Annotated in this window: 9 protein-coding genes and 1 pseudogene; all 10 read right to left on the reverse strand. The window is 70.3% G+C overall.

Going from position 1 to position 16,612, the window contains the following annotated elements; genetic code table 11:
• Positions 1–3 precede the first annotated feature (3 nt).
• The 10 genes and pseudogenes from OIE74_RS06105 to OIE74_RS06150 all read right to left on the reverse strand — a co-directional run bounded on the left by OIE74_RS06105 (position 4) and on the right by OIE74_RS06150 (position 16,541).
• On the reverse strand, positions 4–852 hold the full coding sequence (locus tag OIE74_RS06105) for a TatD family hydrolase (RefSeq protein ID WP_329379196.1): 849 nt from the start codon (positions 850–852) through the stop codon (positions 4–6).
• Positions 852–1,463 (reverse strand): EboA domain-containing protein, encoded by a 612-nt coding sequence (locus OIE74_RS06110; RefSeq protein WP_329379197.1) that lies wholly within the window; start codon positions 1,461–1,463, stop codon positions 852–854. Before OIE74_RS06110 ends, OIE74_RS06105 begins: the two co-directional genes overlap by 1 nt.
• Positions 1,460–2,305, reverse strand: a complete 846-nt coding sequence (locus OIE74_RS06115) for a sugar phosphate isomerase/epimerase family protein (protein ID WP_329379199.1) — start codon at positions 2,303–2,305, stop codon at positions 1,460–1,462. The genes OIE74_RS06110 and OIE74_RS06115 overlap by 4 nt, the downstream gene beginning before the upstream one ends.
• Positions 2,306–3,506: 1,201 nt before the next feature.
• Positions 3,507–3,948, reverse strand: a pseudogene (locus OIE74_RS38595) (UbiA family prenyltransferase); the annotation flags it as partial.
• A 2-nt stretch (positions 3,949–3,950) separates the two neighbouring features.
• Positions 3,951–5,078, reverse strand: a complete 1,128-nt coding sequence (locus tag OIE74_RS06125; protein ID WP_329379202.1) for an inositol-3-phosphate synthase — start codon at positions 5,076–5,078, stop codon at positions 3,951–3,953.
• Between the two features lie 130 nt (positions 5,079–5,208).
• On the reverse strand, positions 5,209–8,853 hold the full coding sequence (locus OIE74_RS06130) for a ThuA domain-containing protein (RefSeq protein ID WP_329379204.1): 3,645 nt from the start codon (positions 8,851–8,853) through the stop codon (positions 5,209–5,211).
• A 316-nt stretch (positions 8,854–9,169) separates the two neighbouring features.
• Positions 9,170–12,871, reverse strand: a complete 3,702-nt coding sequence (locus tag OIE74_RS06135; protein WP_329379205.1) for a ThuA domain-containing protein — start codon at positions 12,869–12,871, stop codon at positions 9,170–9,172.
• A 336-nt stretch (positions 12,872–13,207) separates the two neighbouring features.
• Positions 13,208–14,212, reverse strand: a complete 1,005-nt coding sequence (locus tag OIE74_RS06140; RefSeq protein ID WP_329379206.1) for a sugar phosphate isomerase/epimerase family protein — start codon at positions 14,210–14,212, stop codon at positions 13,208–13,210.
• 12 nt (positions 14,213–14,224) lie between these two features.
• Positions 14,225–15,451 (reverse strand): Gfo/Idh/MocA family protein, encoded by a 1,227-nt coding sequence (locus OIE74_RS06145; protein ID WP_329379208.1) that lies wholly within the window; start codon positions 15,449–15,451, stop codon positions 14,225–14,227.
• A 55-nt stretch (positions 15,452–15,506) separates the two neighbouring features.
• Positions 15,507–16,541, reverse strand: a complete 1,035-nt coding sequence (locus OIE74_RS06150) for a substrate-binding domain-containing protein (protein ID WP_329379210.1) — start codon at positions 16,539–16,541, stop codon at positions 15,507–15,509.
• Between the last annotated feature and the right edge of the window lie 71 nt (positions 16,542–16,612).

A 16,612-nucleotide genomic window follows, 5' to 3' on the forward strand; every position in this document is an offset into this window, starting at 1 on the left:
GGCTCACTCACCGCCGCGGAGGATGGAGTTCCCCTCGTGGAGGGCTTCCGGCGCGGGGACGTCGAGCTGGAGTCTGCCGCTGAGGCCGTAGAACGCGACGGGGTTGCGCCACAGCACCTTGTCGACGTCGTCATCGGAGAAGCCGGCGGCGAGCATCGCGTCGCCGACCTTCCGGGTCTTGAGCGGGTCGCTCTTGCCCCAGTCGGCGGCGGAGTTGACGAGGACGCGGTCCGTGCCGTGGTCGCGCAGGACGGAGACCATCCGGTCCTCGTCCATCTTGGTGTCGGGGTAGATGGAGAAGCCGAGCCAACTGCCGCTGTCCGCCGCGTCCTTGACGGTCGTCTCGTTGAGGTGGTCGAGCAGTACGTGCTCGGGGTCGAGGTTCGACTCCCGTACGACGTCGATGGTGCGGCGCAGCCCGGCCAGCTTGTCGCGGTGCGGGGTGTGGACCATCGCGGGCAGCGCGTACTCGGCGGCGAGCTGGAGCTGCGTGGCGAGCGCGACGTCCTCGGCGGGGGTCATGGAGTCGTAGCCGATCTCGCCGACGGCGACGACGCCGTCCTTGACGAGGTAGCGCGGCAGCTCTTCCAGGACGGGTGTGCAGCGCGGGTCGTTCGCCTCTTTGGGGTTGAGGGCGAGCGTGCAGTGGTGCGCGATGCCGTACTGCGCGGCGCGGAAGGGCTCCCAGCCGAGCAGCGCGTCGAAGTAGTCGAAGAAGCTGGCGGGCGAGGTACGGGGCTGGCCGAGCCAGAAGGACGGCTCGACGAGCGCACGGACTCCGGAGGCGTACATGGCCTGGTAGTCGTCCGTGGTGCGGGAGGTCATGTGGATGTGGGGGTCGAAGATGCGCATCAGGACTCCTCGCCGGTCATGATCAGTACGCGGTGCAGGTCGGCGGGTACCGACCGGCCCGCCGCGGTGCGCTCGGACGCGTAGTCGGCGAGCATCCGGGCGAGTTCGGCGTCGCCGTGGGCGCGGCGCTCCAAGTCGGCGACCGCGGCGACGGGCACGCCGGTGAAGAGGCACTTCAGTACGGCGTGCCGCCAGGCGTGCGGGTCGAGATGGCCGGCGGCGTACGGGCCGACGGCCGCCTCGACGAGCCTGGTGTCGTTGGTGCGCAGGGCGTCCTCGACGAGCGGCAGGGCCTCGGGTCCTGGCACGAGGTCGGGCAGCGCGAGGAGTACGGCGCGGCGCTCGGCGGCGGCGCCCTGCTGGTAGAGCCGGGTCAGGGTGCCGACGTCCGCTCCGGCGCGGCGGAGCAGGAGTGTGCGGACGTCGTCGACTACTTCCATGGACCGACCGCAGTGGCGGCCGGCGGCGGCGAAGCGGAGTTCCCACCGGGGGACGGCAACGTTGTCGGGCTTCTCCCCCGCGTCGGCTGCTTCCGCCGCTTCGGCGAGTGCCTGGTCCAGCCAGGCGACGGCCTTCGCGTCGAGCCGGCTGTCGATCTCCTGACGGTTCATACCGATGCTCCCTTCGAGCGCAGGAAGTCCAGGGAGGTACGGGCCATTTCGGGGCCGGCGTGCGAGTGGCGGGGCAACTCCACGACGGTCAGGCCCTGGTAGCCGGTGGCGTCGAGCGCGGCCAGCACGGGCGGGAAGTCGATCTCGCCGTCCCCGAACGGCAGATGCTCGTGCACACCGCGCCGCATGTCCTCGATCTGTACGTGCCGCAGCCAGGGGCCGGCGTCCCGGACGCAGTCGGCGGGCGACGCCGCCTCCAGGCACTGGCAGTGGCCGATGTCGAGTGTCAGGCCGAGGGGTTCGGGGTCGCCGAGGAGCGTTCTGAGGCGGTGGAAGCCGGCGATGTCGGCGAGGAGATGGCCGGGTTCGGGCTCGATGGCGACGGGGACGCCGGCGGTCCTCGCGGCGTCGACGACCGGGGTGATGGACTCCTCCAGCCGCTTCCAGGCGGTGTCGGTGTCGGTGCCCTCGGGTGTGATGCCACTGAAGCAGTGCACGGCGTGCGCGCCGAGGTCGGCGGCGACCTGGACGGCGGTGACGAGCAGGTCGGTGCGGGCGGCGCGGCCCTCGGGGTCGGCGTCGAGCAGGGTGGGCCCGTGCTTGCGGCGCGGGTCGAGCACGTAGCGGGCACCGGTCTCGACGGTGACGTCGAGACCCAGCTCGGTGAGCCGGGCGGCCGCCTTGGCGGTGCGGGCGGCGAGTTCGGGGGCGAGCGGGTCGAGATGCATATGGTCGAGGGTCAGTCCGACCCCGTCGTACCCGAGGTCGGCGAGCAGCCCGAGCGCGTCGTCCAGACGCAGATCGGTGAGCCCGTTGGTGCCGTATCCGTAGCGGATGGTCATGTCACACTCACCTTTTTCGCGAACTTCCGCGCCAGCGGCACGAGTCCCATGACGACGAGCCCGATCGCAGGCGACCCGCCGCGCGCCGCGAGCGCGGCCTGGAACGGGATCATGGCCCGGATCCCGCCGCCGACGGCGCGCTGGGTGAGCTGCGGCGACGGATTGAGCGCGGCGTGCAGGAAGGGCCGCCCGGCGGTCACCGCGTACGCGGCGGCGAGCCCGGCGGTGACGAGGGCCGCGACGCCGACGTCCTGCGGCCGCCCGACAACCCCGCCGAGCACCCCGGTGAGGGCGAGCGCGGCGAGGGGAGCCCCAACGGCCCCGCCGTACACCTCACTTCGGGAGACGCCGGTGACGGCGACGGTGTGCGCGCCGAGGAGGGCGGCGGGAAGCAGGGCCCGTCGCGGCACGGCGTCGGGCCACCCGCCCGGCCCGCCTGCCGGCATCCGGCCGTTCCCGGCCGAACCGCCCGGCGGCGCGGAGAAGCGCAACGAGGCGCCGCCCTCCAGCGCGGGAGGGGCGAGCTTGCCCCTCAGGGTGCCCGGCGCCGCCGGGTAACGGGCCGTCGACGCGGCGGCCTCCACCACCGGGCGGGGACCCGAACCGGCGAACTTGCCCGCCAGGGCGCTGACCAGCGTCTTGTTACGGCCCTGAGAGGCCGAACCGCCCGGCGGGGCAGGGAAGCGGGCCGACGAGGCCGCTGCCTCGACCGCCGGACGGGCCTGACCCGCCGAGCCATCGGCCCAGGCCGACAATAGCGCCAGCACACCCCGCTCAGCGGGCAGCTCCGGGAAACGGGCCGTCGACGCGGCGGCCTCCACCGCCGGACGGGGCCCCGAACCGGCGAACTTGCCCGCCAGGGCGCTCACCGGCGTCGCGGCACGGCCTTCACTCGCCGAGGTGCGCGCCGTCGACGCGGCGGCCTCCACCGCCGGGCGGGGAGCCGACCCCGCGAGCCTGCCCGCCAGGGCGCCCACCGACGGCGTCGCATCCGCCTGGCCCGCCGGGAAGCCCCCGGGGGCCGAACCGCCCGCGTGCCCGACCGGCGAGGTCCGGCCGGAGCCGGTCGCCCAGGCCGACAGACGTGACAGCACGCCCCGCCGAGGGGCCGCCGAGGCGGTGAGCTCGCTCGGCGAAGCCGCCACCGGGGTCCGGTCGGAGCCGGGCTTCGACACGCGCGCTGTCAAGGTCCGGCGAGACGCCGAGGCCGTCGCCGTCGCGCCCAGCAGTACGTCCAGCGCGCGTGCCGCGCCCATCGCCGCCGGGCCCGCCGCCGTGTGTTTCAGGCGGAGGTCGTACGCCCACACCGTCGCCGCCAGCGCCGTCGTCAGCGCCAGCGACGGGCGGCCCGCGCGGGAGGCCAGCAGGAGGCCCGTGGCCGTCAGGCCGCCCGCCGCCGCCAGTGCCGCGTTCGGGGTGATCCGGCCCGAGGGGATCGGGCGGTGCGGGCGCTCCACGGCGTCCTCGTCGCGGTCCGCCCAGTCGTTGAGCGCCATCCCCGCCTCGTACATGCACAGGGACGCGCCGACGGCCAGCGCGGTGCCGCGGTTGGGCCGCACCCCCGCGGACGCCGCGCCGGCCAGGGCGTCGCCCGGGACCGTGAACAGCGCGGACACCCGAAGGAGTTCGGCCCAGGCGCGCAAGGTCACTTGCTCTCCTTCAGGCGCTCGGCGAAGGAGAGGAGCGCGTCGAACTGTTCGGCCAGCGCGGCGGGCCCGCCGTCCGGGTCCTTGAAGTAGAAGCCCAGCTCCGGCAGCGGCCCGCTCAGTCCGGCCTCGTGCGCGCGGGAGACCAGCCGGGCCAGGTCCAGTACGAGCGGCGCGGCGAGCGCCGAGTCGCAGCCCTGCCAGATGGTCTGGAGGATCATGCGGGAGCCGAGGAACCCGTCGAAGGCGATGTGGTCCCACGCCGTCTTCCACTCGCCGAGCGCGGGCACGTCGTCGATGTGCACCTCGCCCTCGGGCGCGGTGCCGAGCGTGTCGGCGAGGACCCGCTCCTTGCCCGCGTTCTTGGCGGCGGCAGCCGCCGGGTCGGCCAGCGCCGCTCCGTCCCCGCCGCCCAGCAGGTTGGTGCCCGACCAGGCCCTGACATCGAGGGCACGCTGGACGAACATCGGGGCGAGCACGGAACGGAGCAGCGTCTGGCCTGTCTTGCCGTCACGGCCCGCGTGGGGAAGTCCGCTGGCCTCGACGGCGTCCGCGAGGGCCGCGCTCCGCAGCCCGGTCGACGGAGTGAAGTTCACATACGAGCAGCCCGCCCTGAGCGCGGCGGCGGCGTAGAGGGAGCTGGCCGGCAGCCGCGGGTCGTCCGCGGCGGGCTCGGGCTCCGTGGAGGAAACGTTGACGACGACGGCGCGCGCGACGCCGGTGCGCCGGACGAAGGAGGTGATGTCGTCGGCGAACGCGGCGATCAGTTCGTCGTCGTCGCGGGTGTCGCCGGGCATCGGCCCGCCGATGCGTATCTCCGCGTCGGCCACCTCCAGTTCGGCGGCGATCGTGTTGGGCAGGCCGTGCGGCAGCACTCCCGCCGCGGTGAGCGCCTCGGCCCGCTTGGGCAGCGGGCAGCTCGCGGTGTCATGGCCGCCGAAGACGAGCGACGACAGGGCGGGGAGGCCCGACTCCGCGAAGGGCGGGGTCTCGGCGACCATGCCGGTCGCGGGGTGGAGCCCGGCGGTGACCGCCGCGCATCCCGCGACAGCTGTCGTCGCGACGGAGCCGCGTGCTCCGACGAACCAGACTCCGGTACGTCCTGCAGTCGAATCGTTGGTGGTCACGGGCTGCCTCCTGCCGGGTGGGTGGGTTGGTGGACGGCGGGCGGGGGGTACGGCGCCTCCCCGCCCGCCGCCGGCTGGCGGCCGGCCTCCTGGACTGGGCCAGGAGGCCGGGTGGTCCTCCTGGTTGGTGCTAGGAGGCCAGTTCCTTCAGCTGGATGTTGCGGAACGCGACCTGATCGTCGGCACCGTGGTTCTGGATGCCGATGTAGCCGTCCTTCAGGCTGCGCGCCGGATCGGTGTTGGTGAAGTCGTTGATCTTGACTCCGTTGAGGATGACCTGGACCCGCTCACCCTGGACCTTGATCTCGTAGCTGTTCCACTGGCCCGGAGGCCGCAGAACCTGGTCCCTGGCCTTGATGTTGGCCGACTTGAAGGTGTAGATGGCACCGGTGGTGCGGTCCGCCGCGTCCGTGGCGTCGATCTGGATCTCGTAGCCGTTGTTGACGGCCGACCAGGGGTCGTCGGAGGCCGGGAAGCCGATGAAGACACCGGAGTTGTCGTCCCCGTCCATCTTCCAGTCCATCTTCAGCGAGTACGAGCCGAGCTGCTTGGCCTGGTACCAGAGCATGCCCATGCCGCCCTCGGTGTGCAGTTCGCCGCCACCGATGTTGAACTTGCCCGGACCGGCCTGCTTCCACCCTTCCAGGGTCTTGCCGTTGAAGATGCTGCGGTAGCCGGTGTTCGGCTTGCAGTTGGCCTTCACCTGGCCGGCCGCGTAGCGCAGACCGCCCAGCAGGTGCTCACGGAAGGCCGGGTCGGCGTACGACTCCTTGGTGTGGCCGCCTCCCGTGTAGAAGGACCGGCCGCCCTCGTACGTCTGGCACCAGGCGATCGGGTGGTCGCCCTTCATGGTGCCGCCCTGGTAGGTGGTCTCGTCCAGGGTGGCGAGGACACGCACGTCGGAGCGCGGGTTGTCGCGGTAGTTGTACCACTCGTCCGTGCGCTGCCACTCGTCGTCCAGGTGGGCGGTGGCCGGGTGGGCCTTGTCCTCGACCCGGACGGTGGCCTGCTGGATCTGCGGGTGACCGGAGAAGTAGGCGCCGACGAGCTTGCCGTAGTAGGCCCAGTCGTACTCGGTGTCCGACGCGGCGTGGACGCCCATGTAGGCACCGCCGGTGGAGATGTAGTACTCGAAGGCCTTCTGCTGCTCGGGGTTGAGGACGTCACCGGTGGTGGAGAGGAAGACCACCGCGTCGTACCGGGCGAGGTTGTTCGTGGTGAACTGCGCCCCGGTCTCGGTGGAGTCGACCGTGATGTTGCTGGTCTTGCCCAGCTCCTTCAGGGCCGCTGTGCCGGCCTCGATGGAGTCGTGACGGAACCCGGCGGTCTTGGAGAAGACGAGGACCCGCTTCTCGGTGCGGCCGGCCGCCTGGTCGCTGATCTCGAAGTCGTCGACGTCGTAGAGCGCGCCCTCGCCGCCCTTGAAGACGAGGAACAGCTCCGTGGTGGCCTTCGGTACCGAGCGCAGCGGTACGTCGATGTCCTGGAAGGTGTCCCAGCTGCCGGTCACCGGGATCGGCGCGGAGCCGAGGAGCTTGCCGGTGGCGGAGCCCGTACGCACTTCGAGGAATCCGCCCGCGCCGCCGGAGGAGATCCGGGCGGTGAGGGTCTTGGACCCGGTCAGGTTGTACGGCTTGAAGGAGATCCAGTCGTCGTTGCTGATGTCGCCGACGGTCTTGCCGCCGTTGGCCGACGCCTTGTCGAAGGTGTTGACACCCGACGAGTTGGTGAAGTGCTCGGCCTGCCGGTGGCGGGGCTGGAGCTGCACCTGGTCGTGCGTGGTGAGCGCGGCCTGGCCGCCGCCTCCGCCGTCGGTGTACTCGGCGTCGATGACACCGAAGATGTCGGCGTTGGGGTCGTGCTCGCCGTCCGCCGGGGCGGTGATGGTGCCTTCGCAGCCCTTGGCCGAGGTGATCGGGTGGCCGTGGCTGTCGTGGCCGAGGATGTAGTTGACGGTGACCTTGTCACAGTCGATCGGGCCGGAAGCGCCGTCTTCAGGATCAGTGACCGTGACCTTGAAGGGCAGCTTGTCGCCGAACTTGAAGAGGGCGCCGTCGGCGGGCACGGTGAGCGTCACCTTGGGCGCGGTGTTGCCGACGACCACGCGTACGGACGCGCTGCCGGTGTGGCCCTTGGGGTCGGTGGCGGTCAGAGTCGCGGTGTAGGTGCCGTTCTTCTTGTAGACGTGGCTGGGGTTGGGCTCGGTGGACTTGCCGCCGTCGCCGAAGTCCCAGGCGTAGGTGATCTCGTCACCGTCCGCGTCCGTGGTGCCCGCGGAGGAGAAGTTCGCCCGCAGCGGCGCCACACCCGACGTCTTGTTGGAGGCGGCCACGGCGACCGGTGCCCGGCCGTCGGCGATGTTCTCGATGCGGTAGACCGCCGAGTTCTCGTCGCCGCCGAACCAGGAGCGGCCGTAGTCGAGCACGTAGAGCGCGCCGTCGGGGCCGAACTCCATGTCCATGACCTGGGTGCCGGTCCACGGGAAGTCGTGGATGCCGGTGACGGTGCCGTCCGCGTCCTTCTCAATGCGCTTGATCCACTCACGCCCGAACTCGCCGGCGAAGAAGTCGCCGTCGTACTCCTCGGGGAACTTCGCCGCGGACTCCAGCTCCGGGTCGAAGTTGTAGACCGGGCCGCCCATCGGGGACTCGGAGCCGTCGCCGAACTCCGGGACGCTGTTCCCGTTGTACGGGATCCAGGCGGCCTGGGCGGGCGGCAGGTCGGTGAGACCGGTGTTGTGCGGCGACTCGTTCTTCGGCGCCGCGCAGTCGAAGGCGGGCCCCGAGGTGCCGGTCGCGAAGTCGTAGTCGCGGTAGGCGTCGTTGTCGCCGGTGCAGAAGGGCCAGCCGAAGTTGCCGGCCTCGGTCATCCGGGCGAACTCGACCTGGCCGGCCGGGCCACGGGTCTCGGAAGCCGCGCCCGCGTCGGGGCCGTACTCACCGACGTAGACGATGCCGGTCTTCTGGTCGACGTTGATCCGGAACGGGTTGCGGAAACCCATGCCGTAGATCTCGGGGCGGGTCTTCGCGGTGCCGGGGGCGAAGAGGTTGCCCTCGGGGACGGTGTACGAACCGTCCTCGGCGACCTTGATCCGCAGGACCTTGCCGCGCAGGTCGTTGGTGTTGCCGGAGGAACGCCGGGCGTCGAAGGCCGGGTTGCGGTTGGAGCGTTCGTCGATCGGCGTGTAGCCGTCGGAGGCGAAGGGGTTGGTGTCGTCACCCGTCGACAGGTAGAGGTTGCCGTCGGCGTCGAAGGCGATGTCACCGCCGACGTGGCAGCAGAGACCGCGGTTGGTCTCGATGTCGAGGACCTTCTTCTCGCTGGCCTTGTCGAGGGTGCCGTCCTCGTTCAGCGTGAAGCGGGAGAGCCGGTTGTACCCGTCGAAGGGGGCGAAGTCGGCAGCCGTGCCCGTCTCGGGTGCGTCACCGGCGGGGGTGTCGAGCACCGGGGAGTAGTAGAGGTAGATCGCGCGGTTCTCCGCGAAGTCGGGGTCGATACCGACGCCTTGGAGACCTTCCTCGTCGTGCGTGTACACGTCGAGCTTGCCCGCGACCTTGGTGGCGCCGGCCGCGTCGGTGATACGCAGCGTTCCGTCGCGCGAGGTGTGCAGGACCTGACGGTCCGGCAGGACCGCCAGCGACATGGGCTCGCCCACCTCGTCGGCACCCTTGGCGAGGGCGACCTGCTGGAAGGTGTCGGCCGCCGGCTCGGGCTCGCCCGGGTGGGCGGCGGCGGGGACGACGGCGAGGGTGCCGGCGACGAGAGCGCCGGCCATCAGTGCGAGGAGGGATCTGGATCTATGACGTCTTCTGGGCACGAAAGTCCTCCGAGGGTGGGGCTGTTCGTACGTGCGGGTGCCGGGAGGACGCGTGGTGCCTCTCGACGTGTGCCTGAGGTACGTCCTGTGCCAGCAACGTGTCCCCTACATCTCGCTGGACGTTAGCCCGGTTGGTCCGCGCCGGAAAGACCTTGCGCAGCAATTGGGTTGAACTTTTTCCCAGTTGAGGACAAAGGCAGAAATGGCAGGCCGGACGGCCCGGCGATGGTTGCTGACCACCGCCGGGCACGTCCCTGTCACCTCACCGTGACGCCTACGTAGGCCCCTCCTTGAGCTGGATGTTCCGATACGAGACCTGGTCGTCGGCGCCGTGGTTCTGCAGGCCGATGTAGCCGTCCTTCAGACTCCGGGCCGGGTCGGTGTTGGTGAAGTCGTTGATCGCGACCCCGTTGAGGAACACCTGGAGGCGCTCCCCTTCGACCCTGAGTTCGTAGCTGTTCCACTCACCCGGCGGCTTGAGCGCCTTGTCCCTGGCCTCGGTGTCGGCGGCCTGGAATCCGTACACCGATCCCGTGGTGCGGTCGTCGGCGTCGGTGGCGTCGATCTGGACCTCGTAGCCGTTGTTCACGGCCGAGTTGACGTCGTCGGAGGCCGGAAAGCCCACGAAGACACCGGAGTTGTCGTCGCCGGCCATCTTCCAGTCGAGCTTGAGCGAGTACGAGGACAGTTCCTTCGCCTCGTACCAGAGCAGACCCATGCCGCCCTCGGAGCGCAGTTCACCGTCGACGATGTCGAACTTGCCAGGACCGGCCTGCTTCCAGCCGTCCAGCGTCTCGCCGTCGAAGATGGGCGTGTACCCGGGGTCCGGCTCGGAGCCGGCCGGTGTGCAGTCGGCCTCGACCTGTCCGGCGGCGTACTTCAGGCCGCCGAGCAGATGGTCACGGAAGGCCGGTTCGGCGTACGACTCCTTGGTGTGGCCGCCCCCGGTGTAGAAGGACCGGCCGCCGTCGTACGTCTGGCACCAGGCGATCGGGTGATCGCCGCCCATGGTGCCGCCCTCGTAGCTCGACTCGTCCAGCGAGGCGAGCACCCGGGCCTGTTCACGGGGATTGGTGCGGTAGTTGTACCACTCGTCCGTACGGTCCCAGGTGTCCTCCAGATGGGCCGTGGCCGGGTGCTCGTGGTCCTCCACCTTCACGGTGGCGGGCTGGATCGCCGGGTGGGAGTCGAAGTAGGCCCCCACCAGACCTCCGTAGAATTCCCAGTCGTACTCGGTGTCGGCGGCGGCGTGGATGCCCAGATAGCCGCCGCCTCCGGCGACGTACTCCTCGAACGCCGTCTGCTGCTCGGCGTTCAGTACGTCACCGGTGGTGGACAGGAACGCCACCGCGTCGTAGTTCGCGAGGTTCCCCGCCGTGAACGCGCCCGCGTCCTCCGTGGACTCGACCGCGATGTCGGTGGACTCCCCCAGCTCCTTCAGGGCCGCTGTACCGGCCTCGATGGAGTCGTGGCGGAAGCCCGCGGTCTTGGAGAAGACCAGGACACGCTCGCCCGCTTCGGCGGGTGCGTCCCCGGTGATCTCGAAGTCGTCCACGTCGAAGAGGTCGCCCTCGCCGCCCTTGAAGCTCAGGACGAGATCGGTCGTCCCCGCCGGGGCGCCGCTGAGCGGTACCTCGACGTCATCGAAGGTGGTCCAGCCGCCGGTGACGGGCACCTCGGCCGTGCCGAGGACGTCCCCGTCGGCCGCGCCCGCGCGCACCTCCAGGGTGCCGCCGGCACCGCCGGACGAGACCCGCGCGGTGAGCTTGGCCGCGCCCGCCAGCTGGTACGGCTCGAAGGAGATCCAGTCGCCGTCCGAGATACCGCCGACGGTCTTGCCGCCGTTGGCTCCCTCGCGATCGGTGACGGTGGTGCCCGACGAGTCGTTGGCGTGCTCCGCCTGACGGTGCCTCGGCTGGATCTCGGACTGGCCGTGACCGGTGAGCGCGGCCTGGCCGCCGCCCCCGCCGTCGGTGTACTCGGCGTCGATCACTCCGAAGATGTTCGCGTTGGGATCGTGTTCGGCGTCGGCGGGCGCCGTGATGGTGCCCTCGCAGCCGGTCTTCGAGGTGATCGGGTGACCGTGGCTGTCGTGGCCGAGGATGTAGCGGACGGTGACCTTGGAGCAGTCGATGTCCTCCCCGTCCTCGGGATCGGTCACGGTGACCTTGAACGGCAGCTCGTCGCCGAAGTCGAACAGTGTGCCCGGCGCGGGCAGTTCCAGCTTCACCGTGGGTGCGGTGTTGCCGACGACGACCTGGACGGATGCGGTGCCGGTGAGCCCGCCCGGGTCCTTCGCGGTGACGGTCGCCGAGTAGGTGCCGTTCTCCTCGAAGGTGTGGGTCGGGTTCGGGTCGGTGGAGGTGCCCCCGTCGCCGAAGTCCCAGGCGTACGTGAGCTCGTCACCGTCCGCGTCCTCGGTGCCCTCCGACGAGAAGGCCACCTCCAGCGGTCCGGTGCCCGAGGTCTTGTCCGCCGCGGCCACCGCGACCGGTGCGTACCCCTCGGTGGCGTTCTCGATGCGGTAGAGCGCCGAGTTCGCGTCGCCGCCGAAGTAGCCGGTGCCGTAGTCCAGGACGTAGAGCGCGCCGTCGGGGCCGAACTCCTGGTCCATGACCTGGGTGCCGGCCCAGGGGAAGTCGTTGATCGAGTTGACGGTGCCGTCGGCACCCTGGTCGATGCGCTTGATCCACTTGCGGCCGAACTCGCCGGCGAAGAAGTTCCCGTCGTACTCCTCGGGGAACTTGACCGGGGAGTCGAGGTCCGCGTCGTAGTTGTAGACGGGACCGCCCATCGGGGACTCGGAGCCGTCGCCGAACTCCGGGACACTGTTCCCGTCGTACGGAATCCAGGCGGCCTGGGACGGCGGGAGCTCGGTCAGCCCCGTGTTGTGCGGCGAGTCGTTCTTGGGCGCCGCGCAGTCGAAGGCCGCGCCCGAGGTGTTGGTGGCGAAGTCGTAGTCCTTGAAGGGCTCGTTGTCGCCGGTGCAGTACGGCCAGCCGAAGTTGCCCGCCTCGGTGACGCGGGCGAACTCGACCTGGCCGGCCGGGCCGCGGTCCGGGTCGGCCGCGCCGGCGTCGGGACCGTAGTCGCCGACGTAGACGACGCCCGTCTCCTTGTCGACGGAGATCCGGAACGGGTTGCGGAAGCCCATGGCGTAGATCTCGGGCTTCGTCTTCTCCGTGCCCGGGGCGAAGAGATTGCCCTCGGGGACGGTGTACGAGCCGTCGTCCGCGACCTTGATACGCAGCACCTTGCCGCGCAGGTCGTTGGAGTTGCCGGCCGAACGGCGGGCGTCGAACGCGGGGTTGCGGTTCGGCCGGTCGTCGATCGGGCTGTAGCCGTCGGAGGCGAACGGGTTGGTGTCGTCGCCGGTCGACAGATACAGGTTGCCGTCCGCGTCGAAGGCGATGTCACCGCCGACATGGCAGCAGGTGCCACGCGAGGCGGGGACGTCGATGACCTTCTTCTCGCTCGCCTTGTCGAGGGTTCCGTCCTCGTTGAGCGTGAAGCGCGAGAGCCGGTTGACCCCGTCGAAGGGGGCGAAGTCGGCGGCCGTGCCCGTCTCGGGCGCGTCGCCCGTGGGGGTGTCGAGCTTGGGCGCGTAGTAGAGGTAGATCGCCCGGTTCTGGGCGAAGCCGGGGTCGATCCCGACTCCTTGCAGACCTTCCTCGTCGTGGCTGTAGACGTCGAGGGTGCCGGACACCTTGGTGGTGCCGCCCTCGTCGGTGATTCGGAGTGTGCCGTCGCGTGAGGTGTGCAGGACCTGACGGTCCGGCAGGACCGCGAGGGTCATGGGCTCGCCTGCTTCTTCGGCACCCTTGGCCAGGGTCACCTGCTGAAACGTGGGGGCGGCGGCCTGTCTTCCAGGGTCGGCGGCGGTGGCCGGAACGGCGCTGAGGGTCGACCCCGCGAGCAGGGCGCCGGTCAGCAGCGCGAGAAATGTTCGGCCTCTGGGACGTCGTTGACTGTGCACGAGAGTCCTCCGGAAATGCCTGTCGTACGTGCGGGTCCGAGGGGACAGCCAGCGCGAGCGCTGCGCTCGCCTCGGGTGGGGGGATGGGGGGAGTGCTCGTCCAAGCACCCGTGTTCCCGCATCTGTTGCTCTCGGTCTGCTGTCTCGCCGGAGCGCGCCGTCGCACCGGAGATCAACATGTCCTGTACATCTCAGTGACCGTAACCCTGTTCGTCCGAGACGGAAAGCCCTTGCGCAGCGGGGAAGTTCAACTTTTTCCCGCCTCAGGACAAAGCGTTTCCGGGCATGCCTGACGGCCCGGCGGTGAACCTTCCACCGCCGGGCCGTACCGGCCTGCTATTCGCCGCCGCCGAAGGCCGCGTCGAAGGACGCGGTCGGCCGGTCGAAGTCGAACCGCTTCAGATCGGCGAGCGCCTCGGGGGCGCCGGCGAGCCGGTCCATACCGGCGTCCTCCCACTCCACCGAGATCGGACCCTCGTAGTTGATCGCCCCCAGCATGCGGAAGACGTCCTCCCACGGCACGTCGCCGTGCCCGGCCGAGACGAAGTCCCAGCCGCGCCGCGGGTCGCCCCAGGGCAGATGCGAGCCGAGCCTGCCGTTGCGGCCGTCGAGACGCTTGCGCGCCTCCTTGCAGTCGACGTGGTAGATCCGGTCCCGGAAGTCGTACAGGAATCCGGTCGGGTCCAGGTCCTGCCAGACGAAATGGCTCGGGTCGAAGTTCAGCCCGAACGCGGGCCGGTGGTCGACCGCTTCCAGCGCCTGCTTCGTCGTCCAGTAGTCGTACGCGATCTCGCCCGGGTGCACCTCGTGGGCGAAGCGCACACCCTCGGTGTCGAAGACGTCGAGGATCGGGTTCCACCGCTCCGCGAAGTCGTCGTAGCCGCGCTCGATCATGGTGGGCGGCACCGGCGGGAACATCGCCAGCAGATGCCAGATGGACGAACCGGTGAAGCCGATCACCGTGTTGACACCAAAGGCAGCGGCGGCCCGCGCGGTGTCCTTGATCTCGGCCGCGGCCCTCTGGCGTACGCCCTCGGCCTCCCCGTCGCCCCAGATCCGGGCCGGCAGGATGTTCTGGTGGCGCTCGTCGATGATGCTGTCGCAGACCGCCTGGCCGACCAGATGGTTGGAGATCGCCCAGCACTTGAGGCCGTACTTGTCGAGCAGCTGGTGGCGGCTCTCCAGATAGCCCGGGTCGGTGAGGGCCTTGTCGACCTCGAAGTGGTCGCCCCAGCAGGCCAGTTCCAGTCCGTCGTAACCGAAGTCACGGGCGAGCCGGCAGACCTCTTCCAGTGGCAGATCGGCCCACTGGCCGGTGAACAGCGTGAACGGGCGTGGCATACGGACCTTCCCTCAGGACTCGGTTCCGGACGGGGCCGGCACGGGTGTGTAGATGGCGTTCTTCTCCGCGCTGTCCTCCACGGCGGCGAGGACCCGCTGCACCTGGAGGCCGTCGGCGAAGGAGGGCGCGGGATCGGTTCCGGCGGCGATCGCCTCGACCAGATCCTTCGCCTGGTGCACGAAGGTGTGCTCGTAGCCGAGCCCGTGGCCCGGCGGCCACCAGGCCTCCAGATACGGGTGCTCGGACTCGGTGACCAGGATCCGCCGGAATCCCGCGCTGACCGCGGGCTCCGACTGGTCGTGGAACGACAGCTCGTTGAGCCGCTCCAGATCGAAGGCGAGCGAGCCGTGCTCGCCGTTGATCTCCAGCCGCAGCGCGTTCTTGCGTCCCGCCGCCATCCGGGTGGCCTCGAAGGAGGCCAGTGCCCCCGAGGCGAGCCGCCCGGTGAACAGCGCGGCGTCGTCCACGGTGACCGGGCCGAGCTCGGCGCCGCCGGACGCCGAGAGACCGGCCGACGCCCCGGAGAGCAGCGGCCTCTCCCGTACGAACGTCTCGGTCATCGCCGAGACCCCGACCAGCGGCTCCCCCGCGAGGAACTGTGCGAGGTCCACGATGTGCGCGCCCAGGTCGCCGAGCGCCCCCGACCCCGCGTGCTCACGCTTGAGCCGCCAGGTGAGGGGGAACTCGGCGTCGACCAGCCAGTCCTGGAGGTAGGTGACCCGCACATGCCGGAGCGCGCCGAGCCTGCCCTCCTCGATCAGCCGGCGGGCGTACGCGATGGCGGGCACCCGCCGGTAGTTGAAGCCCACCATGGCCAACTGCCCACGGGACCGGGCCTCTTCGGCGGCCCGGACCATGGCCTCGGCCTCGGCGACCGAGTTGGCCAGCGGCTTCTCGCACAGGACGTGCTTGCCCGCCTCCAGCGCGGCGATGGCGATCTCCGCGTGGCTGTCCCCCGGCGTACAGATGTCGACCAGCTGCACGTCGTCACGCGCGATGAGGTCCCGCCAGTCGGTCTCGGCGGCGGCCCAGCCGAGTTTGTCGGCCGCCTTGGCGACGGCCGCCTCGTCCCGCCCGCAGATGGCGGCGAGTTCCGGCCGCATCGGCAGATCGAAGACATGTCCCGCCGTGCGCCAGCCCTGCGAGTGGGCGGCACCCATGAACGAGTATCCGATCATGCCGATACCGAGTGGCGGCGGTGCGCCGGCTTCCTTCTCCGACGCTTCCCTGCTGGTCATAAGGGAGTACTCCTCGTCTTCTCGCGCGTGTGGGGGTCAGGCCGGGCGGAGCCGGTCAGCTGAATCCCTGGGGCAGGTACTCGTCGATGTTGGTCTTGTCGACGACCGCAGAGAACAGGGTGACCTGGGCCGGGATCTCCAGACCGGCCAGACCGCTGACGCCCTTGCCCTGGCCCAGCGCACGGGCGAGGTCGATCGCCGACGACGCCATGATCGGCGGGTACAGCACGGTCGCCTTCAGGACACTGTTGTCGGCCTTGATGGCGTCCATCGCCGCCTTGGCACCGGCGCCGCCGACCATCAGGAAGCCGTCACGGCCGGCCTGGTCGATGGCGCGCAGCGCGCCGACACCCTGGTCGTCGTCGTGGTTCCACAGGGCGTCGAACTTGGACTGCGCCTGGAGCAGCTGGGCCATCTTGGCCTGGCCGGACTCGACGGTGAAGTCGGCCGCCTGACGGGCGACCTTCTTGATGTTCGGGTAGTTCTTGAGCGCGTCGTCGAAGCCCTTGGTGCGCTGCTGGGTCAGCTCCAGGCTGTCGGGGCCCGAGAGTTCGATGACGGTGGCGTTCGCCTTGTCCTTCAGCTTCTCGCCGATGTAGTTGCCGGCGTTGACGCCCATGCCGTAGTTGTCACCGCCGACGTAGCAGCGGAACGCCTGCGGGTCGGCGAAGATGCGGTCCAGGTTGATGACGGGGATGCCCGCGCGCATCGCCTTGAGACCGGCCTGGGTCAGGGCCTTGCCGTCGGCCGGCAGGATCACCAGGACGTCGACCTTCTTGTTGATCAGGGCATCGATCTGGCCGATCTGGGCGGCCGTGTCGTTCGAGCCCTCGGTGATGTCGAGCGTGACGTCCGAGTACTTCTTCGCCTGCGAACGGGCGTTGTCGTTGATGGCGTTCAGCCAGCCGTGGTCGGCCTGGGGGCCCGCGAAGCCGATGGTGACCGGCTTGCCGGGCTTGTCGTCGGCCGCCGGCTCATTGTTCGCCGCGGGCTCGTCGTCCTTCTCGTTGCTGGTGCAGGCGGTGAGGAAGGCACCCGCGGAAATCGCGGCGGTGCCGAACAGGAGTCCTCTGCGGCTCGTTTCTGGCATGGCGGTTCGTCCCCTTCAGGAGAGCGGATGGAGCGGTACGTCGGAAGCGGTGCGTAGGAAGCGGTACGAGG

Source organism: Streptomyces sp. NBC_01716 (assembly GCF_036248275.1).
Lineage (GTDB): Bacteria > Actinomycetota > Actinomycetes > Streptomycetales > Streptomycetaceae > Streptomyces.

Excerpts from the sequence above, each read along its gene's own strand:
- OIE74_RS06115 (WP_329379199.1), bottom strand. The coding sequence starts at position 2,305 with ATGACCATCCGCTACGGATACGGCACCAACGGGCTCACCGATCTGCGT.
- OIE74_RS06145 (WP_329379208.1), bottom strand. The coding sequence starts at position 15,451 with ATGACCAGCAGGGAAGCGTCGGAGAAGGAAGCCGGCGCACCGCCGCCA.
- OIE74_RS06110 (WP_329379197.1), bottom strand. The coding sequence starts at position 1,463 with ATGAACCGTCAGGAGATCGACAGCCGGCTCGACGCGAAGGCCGTCGCC.
- OIE74_RS06140 (WP_329379206.1), bottom strand. The coding sequence starts at position 14,212 with ATGCCACGCCCGTTCACGCTGTTCACCGGCCAGTGGGCCGATCTGCCA.
- OIE74_RS06150 (WP_329379210.1), bottom strand. The coding sequence starts at position 16,541 with ATGCCAGAAACGAGCCGCAGAGGACTCCTGTTCGGCACCGCCGCGATT.
- OIE74_RS06105 (WP_329379196.1), bottom strand. The coding sequence starts at position 852 with ATGCGCATCTTCGACCCCCACATCCACATGACCTCCCGCACCACGGAC.
- OIE74_RS06130 (WP_329379204.1), bottom strand. The coding sequence starts at position 8,853 with ATGGCCGGCGCTCTCGTCGCCGGCACCCTCGCCGTCGTCCCCGCCGCC.